4 protein-coding genes are annotated in these 24,083 nt (G+C 74.6%); all 4 read right to left on the bottom strand.

The window, feature by feature from the left end; genetic code table 11:
• Positions 1 to 4: 4 nt before the first annotated feature.
• From HCK04_RS19970 to HCK04_RS19955, 4 genes are read right to left on the bottom strand one after another with little or no spacing between them, the layout of a single operon-like run.
• Positions 5 to 1,237 (bottom strand): beta-ketoacyl synthase N-terminal-like domain-containing protein, encoded by a 1,233-nt coding sequence (locus HCK04_RS19970; RefSeq protein WP_142648895.1) that lies wholly within the window; start codon positions 1,235 to 1,237, stop codon positions 5 to 7.
• A gap of 27 nt (positions 1,238 to 1,264) precedes the next feature.
• Positions 1,265 to 1,504: a phosphopantetheine-binding protein gene (locus tag HCK04_RS19965; RefSeq protein ID WP_142648894.1), complete on the bottom strand. Its 240-nt coding sequence runs from the start codon at positions 1,502 to 1,504 to the stop codon at positions 1,265 to 1,267.
• Positions 1,505 to 1,521: 17 nt separating this feature from the next.
• Positions 1,522 to 2,763, bottom strand: coding sequence for a hydroxymethylglutaryl-CoA synthase (locus tag HCK04_RS19960; protein ID WP_142648893.1), 1,242 nt, complete (start codon positions 2,761 to 2,763; stop codon positions 1,522 to 1,524).
• Entirely contained in the window at positions 2,760 to 24,050 is a 21,291-nt protein-coding gene (locus HCK04_RS19955) for an SDR family NAD(P)-dependent oxidoreductase (RefSeq protein ID WP_168066089.1), read from the bottom strand. The genes HCK04_RS19960 and HCK04_RS19955 overlap by 4 nt, the downstream gene beginning before the upstream one ends.
• Positions 24,051 to 24,083 lie beyond the last annotated feature (33 nt).

Here is a 24,083-nt window from a genome sequence, read left to right as displayed (position 1 = left end):
GTGATCATGCGGGCGCGCGGAATACCACGCTGCCGTTGAATCCGCCGAAGCCGAAGCCGTTCGAGAGGGCGACCCCGATATCGGCGCGGACCCCGCCGGTGGCCGGCGCGAACCGGAGACCCGGGTCGGCGGGGTGCGCGAGCCCCGGGTTGGGGTGAACGAACCCGCCCCGCATCTGCACGACGGTCGCCACCGCCTCGACCACCCCCGCCGCCGCCAGGCAGTGGCCGGTAAGGGCCTTGGTGGAGTTCACCCAGGCCCCGCCCACCGCCTCGCCGAGCACCCACCGCAGCGCCTCCGCCTCCGCCGCGTCCCCCAGCGGGGCTCCGGTGCCGTGCGCGTTCACGTACGACACGTCGCCGGGCGAGACGCCGGCCCGGCTCATCGCCCGGGTCATCGTGGCCGCCTCGGCCTCGCCGTCGGGCTCGGTGAGGCTGTTCGCGGCCAGGCGCAGGTCCCATCCGGCCAGCTCGGCGAGCACCTCGGCGCCCCGCGCCCGCGCGGACCGCCGCGACTCCAGCACCACGCACGCGGCGCCCTGGCCGTAGGCGAAGCCGCCGTGCGTCTCGTCGAAGGGCGGTCCCACCGGACCCGGGGCCATCGCGCCGACGTTGAGCAGGGCCCGCTCCTCGATGGCGGACAGGTCGGCGAGGGCGCCGACGACGAGGCACACGTCGGCCTCTCCTGTGGCGACGAGGCGGGCGCCGTGCACGAGGCCGGCGTTGCCGCTCGCCGAGGCCGCGCCCACGGTGCAGCCCTCCCCCCTGATCTGGAGCAGCTGGCTGATCGTGCCGACGTGATCGGTGTCGAGGAGCCGCAGGGCCGCACGCGGGGGCAGGTGGGCGGGCCGGTTCGCGTACCGGTCGTGCAGGTCCGTCAGGTGCCGACCGGTCAGGTTACTCCCGGCGACCACGAGCCCCACGCGGTCGCCCGGCACGGCCGCGATGTGCAGGCCCGCCCCGATCCAGGCCTCGGCGGCCACGCCGACGGCGGCGCGCAGCGGCAGCGGGGCCCGCCGGGTGAGCCGTTCGGCGGAGCGCCGCAGGGCGTCGGGCGCGCCCGCGGGCAGGACGGGCAACGCCTCGCGGACCTCCTCGTCCAGCAGGGCGGCCGGAGGGCCTCCGTCAGGGCACGGGCGCACGCCCCGCCGTCCCTCCCGCAGCGCCCGCTCGAACGCGCCGGCGTCGCCCGCGATCGCACAGACCACGCCGACGCCCGTGACGGTCACCGTGTGCATCGCAGCGCCTCCATCGGAACGTGCCGCTCAGGCATGCGTGCGCAGCAGTTCGACGAGCTCCCCGACCGGCGCGCCCTGACGGAACTCCGACAGCGGCACCTCGATCGCGAGCTCCTCCATCACCGCGGTGACGATGTCGGCCCGGTCCACGCTGTTGCAGCCGAGGTCGGCCAGGCTGCGGTCGGGCGTGATCTCAGCCGGGTCGATCTCCGGGACCACCGCCACCGTCTGCCGCCGGATCGATTCGAGGATCGCGACGTCGTCCATGCACCCCTCAACTCCCTTCAGATCCACTCGTACCGGCGGTGGTGGTCCTCCACCGCGCGCAGGGCCAGCATCGGGCGCCGGTCGGCGCACCGGTCCAGAAGGTGCTCGTAGGCGGCCACGTCCACCTTCCGGTCGCGCTCCGGCACCAGGCAGCGCATGTTCTCCGGCAGCACCTCCAGATATTCGGCGAAGGTCAGCTCGGCCCTGGCCGACAGCCGGCCGGCGATGTCCATGGCCGCGACCTCCTCGGCCGACCTCTGGTCGGCCACACCGCTGAAGAACTCCGACGAGCAGCCCGAGCCGTAGGAGAACAGGCCGACACGCAGCGGCGCGGCGGGCCGTGCGGTGTCGAGCGCGGCGGCCAGGGCGAGGTAGAGCGAGCCGGAGAAGAGGTTGCCGACCTCTCCGGGATAGGTCAGCGACGGGCCCACCCGCCGCTCGAAGTCCGCCTCGATCTCGGCCGGGGTCGCCGCGGTGAACTCGCGCAGCAGCTTGCGATGCCCGGCCTTGACCATCCCCGCGAACGGCGTGTGCAGCGCCAGCAGGTCGAACGTCGTCATCAGGTCGACGTCCTCGACCCGCGCGCGGTAGTCGGCGAAGCTCTCCCGCAGGCACTCCAGGTAGGCAAGCAGCGACCGGTCCACGTCCGCGATGTCGTACGCCGGGGAGGGCCGGGCGGTGTCGAGCGTCTCGAAGCTGTAGAGGCCGAAGGCCCCGGGGTCGAGGGCGAGCACCCGCGGGTCGTCGCCGACCAGCATGGCGACCGCGCCGCTGCCGGTGGCCGGCTCGGCGTACTCCGCCCGTTCGTCGGCCAGCGCGACGTCGGTGGCGATCACCAGCGCGCGGGCGCCCGGCGAGACGTCCGACGCGACATAGGAGGCGGCCAGGCGCAGCGCTGCCGTCGCCGAGTAACACGCCTGCTTGACTTCCAGCAGCCGGCAGTGCCGGCCGAGGCCGAGGTGCTCGTGCACGTACGACGCGACCGACTTGCTGTAGTCGACCCCTGACTCGGTGGCCGTGATGAGGAACTCGACGCTGTCGCGTTCCTCCTCGCCGAGCCGCTCCAGCAGGGGTGCGGCGGCGTTGACCGCGTTGGTCACCGGGTCCTCGAACGGCAGCGCCACCGCGCGGCGCGCCATCATGAGGTTGCCGAACCTGCCGGTGTCGAGCCCCCGCCCGGCGAACAGCTCGGCGACCGGCACGCACGCCACGCCGCCGTACACGTTGAGGGACTCGATGCCGGTGAGCCGGTCTGTCATCGTCGGCCCTGCCCTTCCTTGATCGACGCGGTCCGCCCGGCGGCGCCGGGGCGCTCGTCACCGGCTCCGAGGCGGAGGAAGCCGGCCAGTGCGTGGTTCACCTCTTCCGGGTGTGTGACGCAGGGGAAGTGGCCCGCGTCGGGGATCTCGACGTACCGCGCGTCGGGGATGAGGCCGTGCAGCAGATGCGCGGTCTTGAGCGGGATGACCGAGTCGTGGCGGCCCTGGACGATCAGCGTGGGCACCGAGATACCCGGCAGCCGGCCGAGCAGGTCGGGCTCGGCCGCGAAGACGTCGAGGTAGCGCAGGCCGATCCGCGGGTCCATGCTCTCGCAGCGCAGCAGCGCCGCCTCCAGGTCGTCCCGCTGCTCGCGGATCCGGGCCGACCCCGATCCGGCGACGATGTGGTCGAGGTCCTCGGCCACCACGCGTTCCAGCCGGTTCACGGCGCCGGCACGGTTGGCGTACTTGTACGACCCGCAGATGATCGACAGGGACGCGGTGGCCTCGGGATGCCGCAACGCGAAGTTCTGCGCCAGCAGGCTGCCGAACGACGCGCCGGCGACGTGGACCGGGAACTCCACCCCGAGGCGGCGCAGGACGTCGAAGTGCAGGGCGGTGATGCCGTCGAGGCTGATGTCGCCGTCCGCGGTGGTCGCGCCGACCCCGGGGTGGTGGATCACCACGACCCGGCACCGCCCGGCCAGGTCGCGGAACTGCCGGGCGAACACCCCCGCGCCCATGTTGAACGGATGCATCAGCAGCAGCGTCGGGCCCTCGCCCGCGCTGAGCACCTCGACCTGCCCCCCAACGTACGCCACGAGCGTGCGCCGGACACCGGGAGCGGCCTCCCGCACCGCCGCCCAGTTCTGGTCGGCCGGGCGGTAGCCCTCGCGCAGCACGTCCTGGATGTCGGACGGCACCTCCCCGGCGGGACGGTAGGCGGCGCGGGCGGCGTCGAGGGCCGTGACCGGCTCCTCGGCCGTCACCAGGCACGGCACCTCGGCGGCGGAGCCGAACAGCCCGGTCAGCCGCTCGGCGACGAGATCGATCTCGGCCTTGCCGTAGCCCAGGGGGACGGCGAGCCGGACCAGCCGGTCGCCCGCGAGGTGCGGCCCGCCGCGCACACCGGTCTCGCGGAACATCCAGGCGAGGAACGACGGCACCGGATGGGGCAGACCGGCGAGGTGGTCCATGCGGGACAGGTCGAGCAGCAGGCAGTGCCCGCCGGGGGGCCCACCGGTGGGGCCGGCGAGCGGCACGCCCGCGGCGTCGAGACTCCGCCACAGGGTCCGCACGCCGCGCATCCGCTGACGCACCAGCTTCAGCACGCCCTCGCAGTCGGCGAGGGCCAGCGACAGCGCGCGGCGGTCGAGCAGGTTGAGACCGGGCCCGCGCAGCTCGGCCTCCTCCCGCAGCCGCGCCGCCACCTCGGGCAGGCGGGTCGCCACCAGGCCGCCCGCGTGGACCCCGAAGTCCTTGGTGGCGCTCATCGTCACGACGTCCGCCAGGGAGAGCAGGTCGCGTACCACGTCCCACACTCCGCGGCCCTGGTGTCCCGGCTCATGCTCGGCCACGAAGACGGCGTTCTCCACCACGCGGGTCGCGTCGACGACCACCGGCACACCCTGCGCCGCGGCACGCTCCCGCACCTGACGGAGATTGGCGGCCGACACCGGTGCGCCGCCCCCGGCGTTGCCGGTCAGCTCGACGGCGACGAAGGCGATCTCCCCGGCCTCCAGCGCCCTGTCCAGGGCGGCGAGGTCCAGGTCGCCGCCGAAATGACCGCTGGAGACGGACGGCAACGGGACGGGGTCGAAGCCGTTGTCGGCCAGGTTGAACAGCAGGGTCGGGAAAAGCCCGTTGTGCGGCACGGCGCCGCGCCGTCCCGGCCACGACCGGCACAGCAGCGCCTCGGCGGCCCGGCCGGACGGCGCCGCGACGACCGTTTCGAACGGCAGCCAGGGCGGGGTGAGCTCGTCGCCCGCGCCCGGCTCGGCGGCCCGGCGGATCAGCTCCTCGGCTCGCCGCGCCACCACCTCGTCCGTACGCTCGGCCCACGAGTCGGTGACCAGGTCGAACTCGACGGCCTCCGGCGGCAGCCGCAGCGGGTTGTGCCCGTGAGCCGCCAGCAGCGCCTCCCGCTCCTCAGCCGTGACCGCCGGACCGGCGTCGCCTCTTCTGGAGGGGCCGGACGAGACGGCGACAGCGGCGGGCGCGCTCACGGCGGCGCGACCGTCGGAAGCGGGGCCGTCGTCGGAGGCGGTGGGGCGGTCGGGGGCGGCGGGTGCCGTGATGCCGGTGGGCGCGGACGGGTCCGCGATCATCAAGATGACGTCGGCGACCGGGGTCCGCGGCCCGTCGGCGGGCTGGCAGAGGTAGAGGGGCACGTTCACGGGCCGGAACTTGTTCTTGAACTGGAAGTTGCCGGCGCCGAAGATGCCCGCGCCGCGCAGCTCCTCCAGGCCCTGTTCGACCTCGGGCGCGGCGTTCGGCGAGTCGCACACCTTGGCCCCGAAACTCGCGCCGAAGCTGAACAGCGTGCACCCCTCCGCCACGAGGACGCCGATGATCTGCACGATCGCGTACTCCAGACCGCCCAGCGGGCCGTCGGCGGGATAGAACTCCACGTCGAGCAGGTAGCCGTTCTCAGACGGGATGCGGGTCACGACCACCGCGTTCGCGAGAGCGTCGTCCAGGTAGGTCAGGAAGACCCGGTGCCGCTCGTCCAGCAGGCCCTCGCGGATCTCCTCCCGGACCCTGCGGACGTACGGGTTGGTCATCTGCTTGCCGCCGGCCCAGCGGTCCACCAGCTCGGCCAGCCGGCGGTCCGTCGCCGGGTCGGAACCCGAGCGATACTCCACGGTGCGGCAGGAGCCGCTGCGTTCGAACCGCTGGACCATGTAGCGCAACCGGCTCATCCGGCCGCCCTTCAGCGTGAACCGAGACAGGTCCTCCAGGCGCTGCACCGCACCGAACGGCGTGGCGGTCAGGCGGTGGCCTCCCGCCTCCTCCAGCCGCCGCAGCGACAGGAAGCTGGCCCTGAGGCCGCGGCCTCGCGCGTAGTCCAGGTATTCGGCCGCGAGCTCGGTGAAGTGCTCCTCCGAGCCGACGTAGCTCCAGGAGAAGAGGTCGTCGTCCCGCTGCGAGAACGTGAAGAACCCCTGGCGGGACGAGCCCAGGAACAGCAACGGCGCGATGTCCCGGCCCGCGAGCCCGGTCTCCTTGGCGTAGCGCCGCTCCAGGTCGGCCACCACCTCCCGCAGGCCGGGCCGCCCGGCGACGGCGGCCCGCGGGACGATCAGCGGCGCGCCCTTCTCCTCGGCCGATGATTCGACGGCTCGTGACGCGCTGCTTCCGGTGGCGCCGTCGGGGATGCCGGGGCCGACGCGGCTGGGGGCGCCGTCACCGGACGCGCCCAGCGAGGCGACGGCGGCGGCCCCGAAGGTGTCCCGCAGCCAGCGGGTCAGCTCGGCGAGCGTTGGCCGGTCGAACAGCAGCGACTTGCGCAGGCCACCGAGCCGCTTCTCCAGCGCGCTGATCACGCGCAGCATGTCGAACGACGTGAGCGCGTTGTGCTCGAAGCTCCGCGTCGGGTCCAGCGGCCGCCGGATGACGCTCTCGACCAGGTCGCGCACCGCCCGCTCGGCGGCCTCCCGGCCGTCGCCGTGCTCCGCGTCGTCCCCGCGCATCGCAAACGCGTGGTTCCCGTTCATCTCAGAGGTGCGGTTCCCGCTCAAGGCACCGCCCGCCGGGGCACCGGCCGCCGGAGCATGGCCGTTCGGCGTGTGGCTGCCGCGGGCGTCGCCGTCGTGAGTGGGCCGACCGCCGGACGGCGCGGTCAGCGACGTGATGTGCGCGGCGAGCGCGTCGACGCTGTCGTGCTCGTACATGTCTTCGGCCTTGAGTTCCAGGCCGTACGCCGCGCCGAGCTTGCGGGCGAGGTCCATCCGGAAGATCGAGTCTAGACCCAGCTCCGCGAAGGGCCGGTCGCCCTCGATCTCCTCGGCCGGCATGGCGAGGATGCGCGCCAGGTGTTCTCTGATGCTCCGCGTCACCGGCGCCGCCGCCTCGGCCGTCACCCGCACGAAGGCCGGGGCGGCCACCGGCCGCGGAGTGAGCTCCGGGGGGGCATGCAGGGCGGCGGGCTCGCTCGACGCGGTCCGGCCGCCGTCCGCGGGTGCCGCCACGCCTCGTGCCGCGGGCTCGGGACGTTCCCTGGGCTCGCCGGGCCAGGCGGGGTCCTCCTGTCCTCGCGCGGCGTCCGGCGGGGCGAGCCGCACCCGGGCCCGGCGGGCCGGCCGGGGTCCCATGCTGTGCCGCACGTGCTGGTTCGGCTTCTGCACCGTAACCTCCGTGATGACCTCCGGGACGGGACGGGACTCCTCTCGGGTGAACCAGAACCTCGTCCGGCTGAACGGGAAGCTCGGCATCGGCAGCCTGCGGGGCGGCCGGGCACCGCGGCCCGCCCGCCGGGCCCTGTGCGCGGCCCAGTCGACGCGTGCCCCGGCGACCCAGGCACGGGCCAGCGCGTGCAGGTCCTCCTCGTCACAGGGGCCGGCGTTCCGCGCGGCGGTGCCGAGGTGGATGACGCCGTGGTGGCCGGGCGTCGTGTCACCCGTCGCCCTGTCACCTCTCGCCGCCGTGTCGCCCTCCGCAGCGGCGCGCAGCGCCGACACGAGCTCCTCGTGGCTCGCCGCCACCACGGCGAGCCGTTCGCGCAGCTCCTCCCGGCCGGCCTGCAGCGTGTACGCGACGCGCGACAGCTCCAGGCCGGGCCGCTCGGCGAGGAAGCCCGCGAGCCGGGTCGCGTACGCGCGGAGCGCCCCGCGGGTCGGCGCGGACAGCACGAACAGCTCGGGTCCGGCGTGCGAAGACTCCACCGTCTCCTCCTCGCGGGTCACCGCCCGCTCCAGCACCACGTGGGCGTTCGATCCGCCGAAGCCGAACGAGCTCACGCCCGCGCGCCGGATCGGCCGCCCGTCGGGCCCGGGGGTCACGGGCCACGACAGGGCGGCGTCGACCAGGTGGAACGGCGTTCCGTCGAGCCGCAGGTAGGGGTTGACCTCTCGCCGGTGGAGGGTCGCGGGCAGTTCCCCGTGCTCCATCGCCAGCAGGACCTTGAGGACCCCGGCGATGCCGGCCGCCGCCTCCAGGTGGCCGATGTTCGTCTTGACCGAGCCGATGCCGATGTGGGGGGTCCGCGGCATCGGGCGGCCCCACTCCTCGTACAAGCGGCTGAACGCCTTCTTCAGGCCCTCGATCTCGATGGGATCGCCCAGGCGGGTTCCCGTCCCGTGCGCCTCGATGTAGGTGACCGTGGCCGGGTCGGCGCCCGCCTCGCGGTGCGCCCGGACGAGCACGTCGGCCTGCGCCTCCGGGTTGGGCGCGGTGAGCGACGCCGACCTGCCGCAGTGGTTGACGGCGGTGCCCCGCACCACCGCGTACACGTGGTCGCCCTCGGCGAGCGCCCGGTCGAGCGGCTTGAGCATCACGACGCCGACGCCCTCGCCGCGGACGTAGCCGTCGGCCGCCGCGTCGAACGTCTTGCATCGTCCGTCCGGGCTGAGCATGCCCGACTGGGTGAAGGCGACGAACACGTCCGGGTTGAGCAGCACGTTCACGCCTCCGGCGAGGGCCGTCTCGCACTCCCCCGCCTGGATCGCGCGGACCGCGCGGTGGATGGCCACCAGGGCGCTGGAGCAGGCGGTGTCCACCGCCTCGCTCGGGCCGCGCAGGTCCAGCAGGTGCGAGACCCGGTTGGCCAGCACCGCGTGCGCGACACCGGTCGCCATGTGAGCCTGGACCGGCACGCCGTGCCGGGTGAGCAGGGCGTCGTAGTCGGAGGTCGCGACCCCGGCGAACAGCCCGGTCGCGGTGCCGGCCAACTCCGAGGGCCGGTGCCCGGCGTCCTCGATCGCCCGCCACGCCGCCTGCAGGAACAGCCGCTGCTGGGGGTCCATCAGCGCCGCCTCCGCGGGTGAGATGCCGAACAGCCCGGCGTCGAACGCCGCGACGTCGTCCAGGAAGCCGCCCTGCAGGTGCCGCGTCCGATCGTCCGCACGAAGGTCGGCACGGTCGTCGGGCACCGGGCCCACGAGGTCGTCGCCGCGCATCAGGTGGCGCCAGAACTCGGTCAGGTCGGACGACCCGGGAAGCATCCCGGCCATGCCGACCACCGCCACCTCGACCGGCCCGCGCGCACCATGCGGTTCTCGTACGCCGCCGTCCCCGTCGCCCGCGTCGCCGCCCCTGGCCGCACCCGGTTCCGCGGCTACGGTGACCGGCTCGTCTGCGGCCGGCCTGTCCGTCCCCTCGTCGGCGGGCCGCTCCCGGTTTCCGTGCCGGGCGGCGAGCTCGGCCCGGTGGTGGGCGTCGAGGTAGGCGGCGAAGCCGGTCAGCGTGGGGCACTCGAACAGAACGGTGGGCAGGAGTTCGAGCGAGTAGCGCTCGTTGACCTCGTTGATCAGTTCGGTGAGCGAGACCGAGTCGAAGCCCAGCTCCATCAGGTCGGCGTCCGGGTCGACCTCCGACTGGTCCACCAGCAGGAAGCGGGCGGCCACCGCGCGCAGGTCGCGCTCCACGTGCGCCGCATACCCCTCGGCGTGCTGCCCGCCGCCTTCCTCCGAGGCGTGCGCGGGCGCCCCGCCGGAGGCCGCGCCGGAAGCCTCGTACGCCACGCGTGACGGCATGGCCGCGTCCCGAGCGCCGGGACCGCCGGTGGACTCGGCGACCGCCGGCTGGAAGACGACGAAGCTCGGCTCGTCCCCCGCGAGCGCCCGGCGGAACGCCTCCAGGCCCGCGGGGGTGCTCAGCGGCGCGATGCCCCAGTGACGGGCCATCAGGCGTTCCGTGGCCTCGTCCACGGCCATGCCGCCCTCTCGCCACAGCGGGTAGCCGATCGCGACCGTACGGCCCGCGCGCCGCCCGGCCTGCCGCTCCTGCTCCCGCTCGCGGGCGAACGCGTCGAGGAAGCCGTTCGCGTATGCGTAGTCCGCCTGGCCGAGGTTGCCCATCTCGGCCGTGGCCGAGGAGAACAGCACGAAGAAGTCGAGCGGGTCGTCCCTCGTCAGCGCGTCGAGGTGGAGCGCCCCGTCGATCTTGGGAGCCAGCACTTCGGCCACCTCGCCGGGCGTCTTGAGCACGGCCCGGGCATCGCGTGTGACGCCCGCCGCGTGGACGACGCCGTGGAGCGCGCCGAACTCCTCACGCACCCGCTGGAGCAGGCGCTCGGCGTCGGACCGTACGGCGATGTCGGCGGCCAGGTAGCGCACCCGCACGCCCTCGCGATCGAGGGCCTCGACACGGGCACGGCGCGTCTCGTCGAGCGGGGAGCGCCCGGTCAGGACCAGGTTGACCGGACCGTGCCCGGCCAGGAACTCGGCGACGAGCAGCCCGAGGGCACCGGCTCCCCCGGTGATCAGGTAGGTGCCGCCGGGGCGCAGCGGGAGACCGGCGACGTCGGCGGGCGTGAAGTCGTCGAGTCCGCGGACGTGGCGTCCCGCACTGTCGTACCGCACTTCGGTGACGCCGCCGGACTCGGCGCAGAGCTCCTCCGCCAGGAGGGCGGCGAGCCGCTCGCCGGATGTGCCGGGATCGACCTCCACCCGGGCGGCCGTGAAGCGGCTGTGCTCCAGGGCGAGAGTCCGCAAGGTCCCGGCCACGGCGGCGTACGCCGGGCGGATCAGCCCTGTGCCGTCCCCGTGCGCCACAACGGCGCGCAGCGGTGCCCCGCCGTTACGCCCGAGGATCGAGACGGCGGTCCAGAACGGCGCGTGGAACCCCTCCCGCACGTCGGCCGACGCGTCGCGAGCCCCGGCGGCCGGTACGCGCAGGAACGCGTCCGGCAGCAGGCCGCGACCGGCGAGGTCGTCCATCACCCGCCGGCAGTGGTCCGGGTGGCCGGGGATCAGCGTGTAAGTCCCGTCGTCGCGTCGTCCGTAGTCCGCTCCGGCGACCACGGACACACAGGTCACGCCGCGTCCCGCAAGCTCGCTCCCGACGGCCAGGCGCAGCGGCTCGTCCGCGAGGTCGAGCAGGGCCACGCGGGGCGGGCGGCCCTGGCGCGGCGGACCGGCCGGACGCCAGACCGGACGCAGATAACGGCACTCACCGGCCCCTACATCGCCTTGGGTGGCCGTCGCGACAGCGGTGGCGGCGGCGACACTCGCCCGGGCGGCGTCGATGGAGCCGGCGCTCTGCCACCCGCCGCCGCCGGAGCCGCCGATCGGGGCGCTGGTCGAGGCGCCGATCGGGGCGCTGGTCGAGGCGCTGGTCGGGGCGCTGATCCGGCCGGTGCCCGCGGGGGCGGGCTGCGTGACCGGGGCGACGGTCAGGCCGTCCACAGCGAGCAGGACGGCGCCGTCGTCGTCGACGAGCCGCAGGTCGAACCGGCGGCGTCCCCGAACGTCCCGGGCCTTCTCCACGACGTGGACCCAGCACGCGGACGGCAGGGGGACCAGGAACAGGGCCTGGTCGAGCCCGACGGGGACGTAACCCGCCGATCCTTCGACCAGCGCGGCGGCCGCCTGGAAGGCGCCGTCCAGGAGGGCGGCCTGGCGCGCGAGGCCACCGTCGTCCCCGTCCCCGCCCGTCTCCTCCGCCGAAGGCTCCCCTGCAGAGGAGCCATACGCGGCTTGCGCGGCCTGAACGCCGCGGGCCGCCACCGGGTCCGGCTCGGCGGACAGAGCGGACACCGCCGACATGGCGAGCGCAGTGGGTGCTACAGAAAGGGCGGGCACGATCGGCACTGTGGGTGCGGTGGACGTAGTGGATACGGCGAGCGCGGTGAGGCGGGCCAGGCACTCGCCGTCGCCTACACGCAGGGCGGAGACGACGCGGAGCCCGGGCCCGTAGTCGAGACCCGCCCGGCCGAGCTCGCGGTAGAAGCCCGCGACGTCGATCTCCCGGCCGCACCGGGACCTGATCGCGTCGAGTTCGAGCACCTGCGCGCGGTCGCGACGAGCCGCCTGCGGTCCGGTCACGCCGTCAGCCGCCGGGGCCGCGGCAGCGAGCCGGGCCAGCAGGCCCTCGGTGTACGCGGCGCCGTCCCGGCCGGGTCCGAGCACCCGGAACCGCCGGGCGTCTTCCTCCTGGATGAAATGGACCGAGACCTCGCGGATGCCGGATTCGAGGTTGATTGGGTGGTGCCAGCGCACGTCGCGCAGGGCCACGGCGGCGCCGGACAGGCCGGAGGCCGAGCGGACCAGTCCGAGGACCGCCGCACCCGGCAGCCAGCGCACCCCGCCAACGCGGTGATCCGTCAGGTGCGGCTCACCGCCGTCCAGCCGCAGAAGCGCCGTCTCCCCGGAGCCGGGCCAGCCCGCGTCCGGCGGCACGGACGTCATCGAGCCGCCGAGGGACGCGGCGCGCGCGTCCCCGGCACCCGCACGGGTGGGACCTGTCGCAGGTGTCGCGCCGGTCGTGTCGGGCGCGCCGGTCGTGTCGGGCGCACCGGTGTTGACGGGCAGCACCGGGCCGTCCAGGTCCAGCCAATAGCGGCGGCGCTGGAAGGGATAGGTGGGGAACGACGCCCGCAGAGGCACGGGAGCGGACCACAGCACGGGCCAGTCCACCGGCGCCCCGGCCACCCACACGCGGGCGAGCTTGGGAAGGCTGCGCCTGGCCAGGAGCGTGGCCACGAACTCTGCGCCCTCGTCGTCGTCCAGCAGGAGCAGGGTGCCGGCCCCCTCCGCCCTGCCGGTGACGACGTCGGGATGCGGCTCGCCCGAGACGTACGCGCGCAGGCGCTCCGCGAGGCCCCGCCGGTCGGTCGCCAGCACCGCGAGGCGCTCCGTCATCTCCTGGCGGCCGACCTGGCTGGTGTAGGCCAGCTCGCGCAGTGTGGCGTCGCATGCCGCGTCGTCGTCCACGAAGTCCGCGACCCGCGCCGCGTACGCGCGCAGCCGCTCGGCGTTGCGGGCCGACAGCAGGAAGAGCTGCCGATCTCCGTCGTCGGCCAGCCGAGGCCGGCTCTCTGTATGTTCCTCCACGATGACGTGCGCGTTCGCGCCGCCCGCGCCGAACGAGCTCACCCCGGCCCGTCGGGGAACGGCCCGCGGCCCGCCGCCGAGGTCGACCACCGGCCGCGCCCACTCCCTCGCCCCGGACGACGGAAGGAACGGCGACCCCGCGAAATCGATCTTCGGGCTGAGGGTCTCGAGGTGGACGCAGGGCGCGATCGTGCCGTGGCGCATCTGGAGCAGCACCTTCGTCAGCCCGGCCACGCCCGCCGCGGCCTCCAGATGACCGATGTTCGCCTTGACCGAGCCGATCGCGCACCGGCCCGTGCCGTGGTCCCCCGCCGCGCCGAACGCCCGGGTGAGGCCGGAGACCTCGATGGGGTCGCCCAGCTCGGTGCCGGTGCCGTGGGCCTCGACGTAGCTGATCGTCCGGGGATCGACCCTGGCGCGGCGCAGCGCCTCCGACACCAGCTCCGCCTGCGCGTTGGGGTTGGGGACGGTGAATCCCGCGGTCTTTCCCCCCGCGTTGACGGCGCTGCCGCGGATCACGCCCCAGATCCGGTCGCCGTCGGCCAGGGCTCGGTCGAGCGGCTTCAGCAGTACGGCGCCGACGCCCTCGCCGGGCACGTATCCATCGGCGCGGGCGTCGAAGACCTTGCACGCGCCGTCGGCCGACAGCATGTTCATCGCGCACAGGGACACGTGGTGGTTGGGGTGCAGGATGAGGTTCACGCCGCCCGCGATCGCCATGCGGCACTCGCCCCGCCGGATGCTCTCCACCGCCAGGTGCACGGCGGTCAGCGAGGAGGAGCAGGCCGAGTCGACCGCGAAGCTGGGCCCGGACAGGTCGAAGAAGTACGAGACCCGATTGGCCACCGACCAGTAGGCGGAGTGCGCCCCTGACAGGCGCCCCCGCGGCCACTGGGTGGCCCCCAACTCGCCGTACGTGCCGTACATGATGCCGACGAACACGCCGGTGCGCGGTTCGCGGGTGTGCTCGCCCAGGTAGCCCGCGTCTTCGAGCAGGTTCCAGGTCGTTTCGAGGAACAGCCGTTCCTGCGGGTCGATGTTCACCGCGTCGCGCGGCAGTATGCCGAAGAACCCGGCGTCGAACTTGTCGACGCCCTCGATGAACCCGCCCCACCGGCTGTAGGTGCGCTGCGGCCGGCCGCGGCGCGGGTCGAAGTGCGGGCGCCAGTCCCAGCGGTCCGCGGGCACCTCGGTGACGCAGTCGTTGCCCTCGGCCAGGTTGCGCCAGAAGGCCGCGAGGTCGGGCGAGCCCGGGTAGCGTCCGCTCACCCCGATGATCGCCACATCGACCGGCCGTGCCCCGTCCGCGCCGCCGTCAGCATCGCCGTCACGGACAACCGAGGGCGCGCGGGACGTGGCCGCGGAGAGCACGGACGCTCCGGAGGCCGCGGGCGCCCCGAAGGCATCCGGGAGGTCGGAGGAGCCGGGAGCCTCGGCGGACGTGGAGAGTGCGGGCCGATCGGACTGCTCCGGCTGCTCCGGCTGCCCGGGCCACTCAGGATGCTCGAGAGCGATCACGCCGCTCAGCCGCTCCGCGTGCTCCCTGGCGAGGTATCGGGCCAGCTGCTCGATCGTGAGCTGCTCGAACAGCAGGGTCGACGGCAGCGGGCCGAGGTCGCGCTCGAACCGGTTGATGATGTTCAGGCTGATCAGCGAGTCGATGCCGAAGTTCTCGAACGTGGTGCGCTCGCCCAGGTCCGCCTCTCGGAACTTGAGCACCTCGGCGAAGACGCGCTTGACGTAGTCGCGGGCCTGCCGGTCGAGTCGCACGCCCACCGGCACCGGGACCTCACCCGTGCCACCGGTCACGGTCGCCGGGGCCGCCTCCGTGCCACCTGCCGCAGGCGCCACCCGGCCGTCGTCGGCGGCCGGCGACGGTGCTGCACCGTCGCCCTGCCGAGCGCCCGCGACCACCCGAGCCCCTGAGGTCTGCCGGTCTCCCCCGGAGCCAGGCGCGACACCCTCGATCCCGAACCCGGCCAGACCGGCGGGCCCGGCCTTCACGACGAGGGCCTGCGGCACCCCGGCGGCGACGATCCGCGTGAGCGCGGCCATGCCCTCTGCGGGCTCGATGGAGCCCACGTCGAGGTCGGCGAAGCGCCGACTGTGCCGATCGTCGGCACCCATGCCGACGGCCCCCCAGTAGCCCCAGTTCACGATCACGGCCGGGGCCGCCCCCGCCTCCCGCAGGTGCAGGCCGTACGCGTCCTCGAAGGTCCCCGCCGCCGCATAGGCCGCCTGCCCGGGGGTGTCCACGAACGTCGCGGCCGAGGAGAAGAGCACCAGGAAGCGGAGCGGCTCACCGCGCAGCGCCTCGTGCAGGGTGACCAGTCCCGTGGTCTTCGGCGCCAGCGCCGCGAGGAAGGTCTCCTCGTCGAGGTTGGCCAGGGTGCGGTCCCCCGGCACGGCGGCCGAGTGCACCGCGCCGTCGACGGGCCCGAACCGCTGCCGGACCCGCGCGACCGCGTCGCGCAGGGCGGCGGGATCGCAGACGTCCGCCCTCTCGTACACCGCCTCGCCGCCCAGGCTGGCGATCTCCGCCATGCGGCGCTCGATCTCCGCGTCGCGCTCGCGGCGGCCGATCCACGCCAGGCGGGCGCCGTGGGCACGGGCGAGGTGGCGGCTCAGCTCATAGCCGATGCCGCTCGCCCCGCCCACGACGAGGCACACCCCGCCCTCCGGGAACGGCAGGCCGGCGGCGGGAAGCCGGGCCGGTACGAGCGTGCGCGTCAAGCGGCGGTCTCCCCGGCGCACCACGATCGGCGTGCCCTCCGTTTCCGCCCGCACGGCACGCGCGGCCGCGCCGGGATCGGGCACATCGCCCAGGTCGACGCAGGTGACGGTCCACCGCGGATACTCCGCGCCGAACGCGCGGGCCAGGCCGAGCAGCCCCGCCGCCTCCGCGCGTGCCGCCGCGTCGGCCGGTCCCCCCTCCATGCCGTCGAACGGCACCGCGCCCGAGGTGACCACCGTCAGCGTCCCCCGCCCGGGACGCTCCCCCGCGATGAGGGCCTTCATCAGCCGGAACAGGCCGAGCATGACGGGATGCCCGGAGGCGTCGCCGGGACGCGTACCAGCCAGGTAGTAGACCCGGTCGTATGGCGGGTCGAGCCGCGCCGGATCGAGTTCGGCCAGCGGGAGTGCCCGGGTGTGGCCACCGTTGTGGAGCGCGAGCAGCGCGCGGGCGAGCGCGGCCGACTCCTCCGTGTGGACGACCAGCACCCGCCGCCCGCCGTCGGCGTCCGCACCGGCAGGGACGCGCTCCCGCGGCCCGGCCTCCCGCCATTGCGGCACGTACAGCATGCCGTCCAGGGCATCCGGCACCGGTCGTACGACGAGACCGGACAGCCGCACCAGGACGCGTCCGTCGCGATCGGCCACCTCGATCGTGAAGTGGTGCTCGCCGTCCCGGGTGACGTGCGCGTACGCGGGGCCGGTGAGCGGCGCGAGGACGTCGACCAGGTCGGCGGAGAACGGCACGGCGGGGCCGGTCGCGCCGTCGGCGACGAGGGCGGCCGCCGTCTGCAGCGCGCCGTCGAGCAGCGCCGGGTGCACGGTGAAGCGGTCCTCGCCCGGCCGGGACCCGACCGGCGTGCCGTCCGGGGCGTTGGTGAGCGTGCCCAGCGCCTCCTCCGGGCCCAGGAGGACCTCGGTGAGGGTGCGGAAGGCCGGGCCGTACTCGATTCCCGCCGCGGTGAAGGTCCTGTACAGCTCGTCCGCGGTCCGCCGCTCACGGCAGCGGGCCCGGATGGCGGCCAGGTCCAGGGTGTCGACCTGGCCGTGCGCCGGGGACACCCGGCCGGTGACGTACGGGGTGGCCGGGTCGCCGGCCGTCAGCGCGAACGTGCCGTCGGCGGCCAGCTCGACATGGACGGGCCCGTGGTCCGCTCCGAGCGGACGCAGCCAGCGCACCGACGACAGCGTGAACGGTGGCGTGGAGCCCCTCCGCGTGGCGGCGCCGGCCACGGCCTCCACTGCCGCGGCGGCGGGCAGGATCGGCTCGCCGTTCACCTGGTGGTCGCGCAGGAGCCAGGGTACGGCGAGCCCGAACGCGTCCTCCCGTGCCCGCCCTTCCGGCATGGCCTGCGCGGTCCGCGGGGTGGGCCGGTCGGAGCGGGGGCCGCCGATCCAGTGCCGGTCGCGGGCGAACGGGTAGGCCGGCAGCGGCACACGGCGGGGCCGCCTGCCGCGGTGACGGTGCGCCCAGTCGACGGCCTCCCCCCTTACGTAGGCCGCGGCCAGCCGCTCCGCCTCGCCCGCTGCCTTGTCCGCCGTTTCGTCTGCCGGTGCCCCTGCCGCTTCCCCGGCGGGCTCGGCGCCGACCGGCGTGGCGATCAGGAAGGAGCCCGGCGCCCGGCCCGTACGCAGCAGGGCGCGCAGCCGCTCCTCCAGCTCGGGCAGGTCGCGAGCGACGACGGCGGCCCGTACGGGAAGGTGACGGCGGCCCACGGCGAGCGTGTACGCGACGTCCTCCAGCGTGCACGACGCGGGCAGCGCGGCGACCGCGCCGGCCAGGTCGGCCAGCCGGCGGCGCAGCGCCTCGTCGGTCCGTGCGGAGACGGGCACGACGTGAGCCTCGTCCGAGGAGTGACCGTCACGTGGCACCGGCCGTGGCGGCTCGGCGACCACGATGTGACAGTTCGTGCCGCTGAAACCGAAACTGCTCACCGTCGCGACCCGGCCGCCGGACGGGCCCGGCCGCCAGTCGGTCAGCTCCCGTACGACGTAGAACGGGCTGCCGTCGAAGTCGATGTGGGGATTGGGCCCGTCGAAGTGGACGGCGGGCGGCAGCTTGCCGTGCCGCATCGCCAGGAGCACCTTGATGAGCCCGGCCACCCCGGCCGCCATCGTCGTGTGGCCGACGTTGGCCTTGACCGAGCCGATCCCGCAGAAGCCCACCCGGTCGGTGCATGTCCTGAACGCCTGGCTGAGCGCCTTCACCTCGATCGGGTCGCCGAGCGGGGTGCCGGTGCCGTGCGCCTCGACGTACCCGATGTCGTCGGGGCGGACCCCGGCTCTGCGGTGCACGGCGGTGAGCAGGTCGGTCTGCGACGTGGCGCTGGGCGCGGTGATGCCGTTGGTCCTGCCGTCGCCGTTCACGCCGGTCGCCCGGATGACGCCGTGGATGTGGTCGCCGTCGGACAGCGCGCGGTCGAGCCGCTTGAGGACGACCACGCCGATGCCCTCGCCGAGCACCGTGCCGTCCGCCGAGGCGGCGAACGGGGCGCACCGGCCGGTCGGCGACAACATGCCCACCTGGCTGCAGCGCACCTGGAGCTGCGGGGTCAGCATCAGCGCGACGCCGCCGGCGATCGCCGTCTCGCACTGCCCGGTGCGGATGCTCTCACAGGCCAGATGGATCGCGACCAGGGAGGAGGAGCACGCGGTGTCCACCGCCATCGTGGGCCCGGTCAGGTCGAGCAGGTACGAGACGCGGGCCGCGAGGATGGAGGGCGAGGTGCCGAGGAAGCCGTACCCGCTGTCGAGCACGCCCTCCTCCTGGAGCAGCCGCGCGTAGTCGCCCGCGCCCGAGCCCACGAAAACCCCGCAGCGCGGCGGCCGGCCCGAGCCGGGAGCGGCGTAGCCGGCGTCTTCCAAGGCCTTCCACGCCTCCTCCAGGAACAGCCGCTGCTGCGGGTCCATCACCTCCGCCTCCAGCGGCGATACGCCGAAGAAACCCGCGTCGAACGCGTCGACGTCGTCGAGCATGGCCGCCCAGCGGCTGCACGACTTGCCGGGGACCGTGCGGTCGGGGTCGTAGCACGCGTCGGCGTCCCACCGGTCGCGGGGGATCTCCGTCACGGCGCAGCGTCCGGCCGCCAGGCCGGCCCAGAAGGCGTCCAGGTCGGGCGCGCCGGGGAAGCGTCCCGACATGCCGATGACCGCGATGTCGTCCCCGCGCAGCCCGCCGTCCGGGACCGCCCCGCCGGACTCGGCGCGCTCCGTTGCCGCACCGGCGGTAGGCGGCGCACCGCCGTCGCACGCATCCACGGTCGTCTGGTCGCCCGGAGGCACGTCGTCGTCCGGTTCCCTGACGGCCGCGCCGTCCCTTGGCCGCGAAGGCTCCTCCGCACCGTCGGCCTCCGCCCACGCGCCGTTCTCCGGGGCCTGCGGGGAGGGCTCGGGTGTGGGACAGGTGGCGACCGGACCCGCGGCGCACAGTTCGTGGACGAAGTCCGCGAGCCGCTCGACGGTCGGGTGGTCGTAGACGGCGACCGAGTCGAGTTCGACGCCGAAGCGCTCGCCGAGCTCCTGGCGCACCAGCTCCGCCGTGATCGAGTCCACGCCCATGTCGCTGAACGGAGTCCGCGGGTCGATCTCCTGCCTGGAGACGTAGAGCTGCTCGCACAGCGCGTCCTCGATGGCCCGGACGATTTCCTCACGCGGCACGTGCGCCGTCTGCTCGGACGGCGCCTCAAACACTGTCTGCTCGGGCGCTGCCTCCTCATGCGGCGTCTCTTCGGGCGGCGTCTCTTCGGGAGGCGTCGCCTCGGGGAGCGTCGCGTGGACGGCGAGCGGGCGCGACCCGCCGGCCGCCACCGCTCGCCGGGCCGGGCCGTCCTCGGAGGCATCGGCGGCGTCCGCGGCATGGGCATCGGCCGCGACAGCGAGGGACACGAGCGCCTTCGGCGCTTCGGTTCCGCCGCGCCGCCAGTCACCGAGCCAGCAGCGCTCCTCGGCGAAGGGGTATCCCGGCAGCATGGGCACCCGCCGGGCGGGGCGGGGGTGGCACGCGGCCCAGGGCACGTCCGCGCCGCCTGCCCAGGCAGCGGCCACCTCCGCCAGCCTTCCGGCCCGGAAGAGCCGTACGGGGTCGGAGCCCGCGTGGACGCCGTCATCGCCGACCGCACCGGTCGCCGGCTCGATGGCCGATCCCGCCGCGGCTCCGGTCTCCGCCGACGTCCACGACCGGACGCCGTCTCCGGGCTCGCCGTCAGCGAAACGGGACAGCGCCGTACGGATGTCCTCAAGGTCGTCCGCCAGCACGGCCAGCCGTACGGGCATGGGAGTCCGGCCGACCTGGCTCGTGTACGCGAGGTCGGCGAGCTCGGGCAGCGGTTCCCCGTCGTCGCCGGGACGCAGGAAGGAGAGGTAGGCGCGGGCGTACTCCCCCAGCGCGTCCCGTGTGCGGGCGGACAGGACGAACAGGTGCGGCCCCCTGCGGCGGGTGCGGCGCGGCGGCCGGGGCGCCTCCTCCAGGATGACGTGGGCGTTCGAACCTCCCGCGCCGAAGGCGCTCACGCCCGCCCGGCGGGGCCCGCCGCCCTCCGGCTCGGGCCACCGCTCCAGCCGCTGCTGCACGCGGAAGGGCGAGTTCGCGACGTCGATGTGCGGGTTCGGCTCGGCGGCGTGCAGCGAGGGCGCCAGAGCCGAGTGGCGCAGCTGGAGCAGCGCCTTGGTGACGCCCGCGATGCCGGCCGCGCTCTCCAGGTGACCGATGTTCGACTTGACCGATCCGACGGAGCGGACGCCCGGCGCGAGCCCCACGCCGGCGAACGCCTGCCGCAGGCCCTCGATCTCGATGGGGTCGCCGAGCGAGGTGCCGGTGCCGTGCGCCTCGACGTACCCCACGGTGCGGGGGTCGATCCCGGCCCGCCTGACGGCCTCGCCGATCACCCTCGCCTGCGCGGCCGGGCTGGGGACCGTAAAGCCGCTGGTCCGGCCGCTGTGGTTGACCGCGCAGGCGCGGATGACCCCGTAGACGTGATCGCCGTCGGCGAGGGCCCGGTCGAGCGGCTTGAGCAGCACGGCCCCCGCGCCCTCGCCCGGCACGTAGCCGGTGCCGTCCCGGCCGAACGCGCGGCAGCGCCCGTCGTCGGACAGGAACTGGCCCTGCGCGAGCTGGAGGTATTTCTGCGGGTGGACGCTCAGGTTGACCCCGCCCGCGAGCGCCAGGTCGCACTCGCCCCGGCGGATGCTCTCGACCGCCAGGTGCAGCGCGGTGAGCGAGGACGAACAGGCCGTGTCGAGGGCGATGCTCGGGCCGTGCAGGTCGAAGGTGTAGGACACGCGGTTGGCGATGGCCGAGTGCACCGCCATAGGGCGTACGCCGTCGTCCGCGGAGTCGAGGAGCTGGTAGTGATTCCACATCACGCCGACGAACACCCCGACCGGCAGGCCGGAGAGCGCGACGGGCGGATAGCCCGCGTCCTCCAGGGCGTGCCAGCCGACCATCAGGAACAGCCGCTCCTGGGGGTCCATCCGCTCGGCGTCGCGCCGTGAGATGCCGAAGAACGCGTGGTCGAAGCGGTCGACACCGTCGACGAAACCACCCCAGCGCCCGTACGTCCGGCCCGCCGTGCCCCGCCGCGCGTCGAAGATCTCCTCGTGGTCCCAGCGCTCGACCGGCACCTCCGTGACGCAGTCGCGCCCGCCCGCGAGGTTGCGCCAGAAGGCGCGCAGGTCCCGCGCCTGCGGATAGCGGCCGGCCATGCCGATGACGGCGATCGGGGCCGGTTCGTCCCGCCCGGCGGCGCCCGCCCGGCCACCCACCGTGCCAGTGGCGGGGGCTCCCCGCCCTCGTGCGGCGCCGGTCCGCGCGCCACCCGGCATGGCCGTGCCGTGCTCTGCGGGCTCTCCGGACTCCCCACGCTCGCCGGACTCTCCGCACTCCCGGGGTGCGACGGCCGGGACGGTCCTGCCGACGACCGCGGGGTCGCCGTAGGCGGCGACGATCGTCACCTCGTCGTACGCCCCCGCCTCCTCCAGCGTGCGCAGCCCCACCTCGGTGGGCATCGGGGCCAACCCCGACGACGCGCGGGCCCGCTCCAGCGCCTCGGGCGCGACGCGCATGCCTCCTTCGGCCCAATAGGGCCAGCCGATCGCGAGCGTGCGCCCGGACCGGTCGGGCCGCTCGGCCCGCACCCGGGCGAAGTGCTCGACGAAGGCGTTGCCGTACGCGTAGTCGCACTGGCCGGGGTTCGGCAGGGTCGCCGACAGCGAGGAGAACAGCACGAACATGTCCAGGTCGTCGTCCGCCGTCGCCCGGTCGAGGTTGACCGCGCCGTCGATCTTGGTCCGCAGGACCTCCGCCGACGCCGCCGGGTCCTTGGCGAAGAAGACGGCGTCGCGGACCAGCCCGGCGCAGTGGAAGACACCGTCGACACGGCCGTACAGCGCGCGCACCTTGTCCAGGGCTGCCATGGTCTGCGAGGCGTCGGTGATGTCGGCCCGGAGATGGACGACCTCCGCGCCCGCCTCCTCCCAGGCCGCCATCCGGGTGGCCGTGCCGGCCCGCAACGGCCCCCGGCCGAGCAGCGCCAGCCGGGCGCGCCAGCGCCGGGCGAGGTGACCGGCCAGCAGGGCGCCGATTCCGCCCGTGCCGCCCGCCAGCACGTAGACCCCGCCCTCGCGGAACCGCAGGGGCTCGCCTCCCGGCCGGGCCCGCGTGTATCCGCGGACGAACCGCTCGCCGTCGCGATACAGCACCTCCCCGTGGGCGTCCGCCACCACTGCGCCGGCGTCCGCCCCGGCCGCGGCCTCGGTGACGATCGCGGCGGCGAGGGCCTCGACGTCGCCCTCGTCGGCGTCCACCTCCACCCGGCGGCAGCGCAGCGCCGGGACCTCGGCCGACAGGGTGCGGGCCAGCGCCCCGACCGCCGCGTCCCCGGGGCGCGCCGCCCCGTCTGGGGCTGCGTGGACGTACAGCACGTCGACCGGCTCGGCGATGCGGTGGTCGGCGAGCGCCGCGGCCAGTGCCCAGACTGCGTGGTAGGGCCCGTCCCGATCCGCCGTCTCCGCACCGGCGAGATGCGCGGTGCCGCCGGGATCGCCGACGACGACATAGGTCCTCGGCGCGGCGGCGGTCCTGGACAGCTCGCCGAGCAGCAGGCGTGCCTGGTCCCGATCGCCGGGACGCATCTCGCAGGTGTCGCGGTCGATCACGGCGAACGCCTCGCCCGCCGTCACGTGCACGACCCGTCGGCCCGTGCCGGCGATCCCGTCGCGCAGCGCGTCGGCCAGGACCGCGGTCCCGCCGACAAGGACGAGGTCGCCGGGCTCGGCAGGCTCGCCGGGGCCACCAGCATCACCGGGGGCACGGAAGTCATCGCGCTCGCCGGTCGGCGCGGCCGGGCGTGCCGCCCACACCGGAGCCAGGCACGTCATCGCGGTTTCGCCGGACGCGGCGGCCGGGCGTCCGGCCGTTTCCGCGACGCCGTCCTCTCCGCCGGAGCGCGCCACGGGTCCGTACGTGTCCACCAGGTGGCGGGCCAGGCTGTCGATGTCGCTGAACTCGAACAGCAGGGTGGGGTAGAGCCTGCTGCCGACGACCTCCTCCAGATCGCGGCTGATGCGCAGCATCGCGACCGAGTCGAGCCCGAGCTCGTAGAACCCGGCATCGGTCCGGACCTCCGCGGACTCCACGCCGAGCAGGCCGGCGATCAGCTCCCGCAGGCGCCCCGCCATCTCACCGGCCGGGTCGCCCGTCTCGCCGGACTGAACGGCCTGAACGGGCTCGCCGTCCACCAGCTTCGTGATCAGCTCGGGATGACGGATCCGCTTGCAGGTGAGCTTGCGGAACTCGGCGACGAGCAGGCCCTCCTCGTCGTACAGGAAGCAGTCGTTGTGGACCACGTCGCCCGAGGTCGCGAACTCCTCGGGCGACGGCACGTGGACGTGACACCGGCCGCGCAGCGGCCGGTGAGCGCGGAAGCGCTCGATGAAGACGGGAATGAACGGGTCGCCCGGCGACGGCCGCTGGCCGTAGGCCACGATGGAGGCCGCGTCGAGTACCGCCGGGTGCAGGTGGAAGCCCTTCCCGTGGCCGGGTCCCGCGCTCTCCAGGTCCAGCTCGGCCAGCAGTTCGCCGTCCCCCTGGAACAGCGGGCCCCGGCAGCGCATGGGGGCGCCGTGCTCGATCCGCTCGCCGCGGGCCTGTGCGTACAGCTCGGCGATGTCGCGGCGGGTCGTGGCCCTCGCCCTGACGGCGGCGAGATCGAGCCGCCCGGGCTCGGGCCCGCCGGCGAAGCGGAGCTCGGCCGAGAAGTTCCGCCGCCAGGACGAGTCGTCGCCGCCCGCCTGGCGGCTCTCCCCGGTCACCTGGCGCACGCCGTCCTCCTCGGGGCCGACGAGCACGCGGATCTCCCGGCCGAGGCCGTCGGCCGTGGCGACCGCCTCGGTGAACAGCACGTTGTGCAGCTCCGCGCGCCGGTGGTCGAACCCCTTGGCGATGAGGATGCGGTAGACGATGTCGAGGAAGGTCACTCCCGGCATCACCGACACACCGTGCACCCGGTGGTTCTGCATGATGAAGTCGGCGTGCCGCAGCGACAGGCGACACTCGATCTCGGGCATCGAAGCGTTCCTCTCCTCGGTGTGCTCAGAGCG

The sequence above is a fragment of the Microbispora sp. CL1-1 genome (genome assembly GCF_012034195.1).
GTDB lineage: Bacteria > Actinomycetota > Actinomycetes > Streptosporangiales > Streptosporangiaceae > Microbispora.
This window is presented reverse-complemented; position numbering and strand designations above follow the sequence as displayed.

What these genes read in the sequence shown, in the direction of transcription:
- HCK04_RS19970 (WP_142648895.1), bottom strand. Translation starts at nt 1,237, where the DNA reads ATGCACACGGTGACCGTCACGGGCGTCGGCGTGGTCTGTGCGATCGCG.
- HCK04_RS19965 (WP_142648894.1), bottom strand. Translation starts at nt 1,504, where the DNA reads ATGGACGACGTCGCGATCCTCGAATCGATCCGGCGGCAGACGGTGGCG.
- HCK04_RS19960 (WP_142648893.1), bottom strand. Translation starts at nt 2,763, where the DNA reads ATGACAGACCGGCTCACCGGCATCGAGTCCCTCAACGTGTACGGCGGC.
- HCK04_RS19955 (WP_168066089.1), bottom strand. Translation starts at nt 24,050, where the DNA reads ATGCCCGAGATCGAGTGTCGCCTGTCGCTGCGGCACGCCGACTTCATC.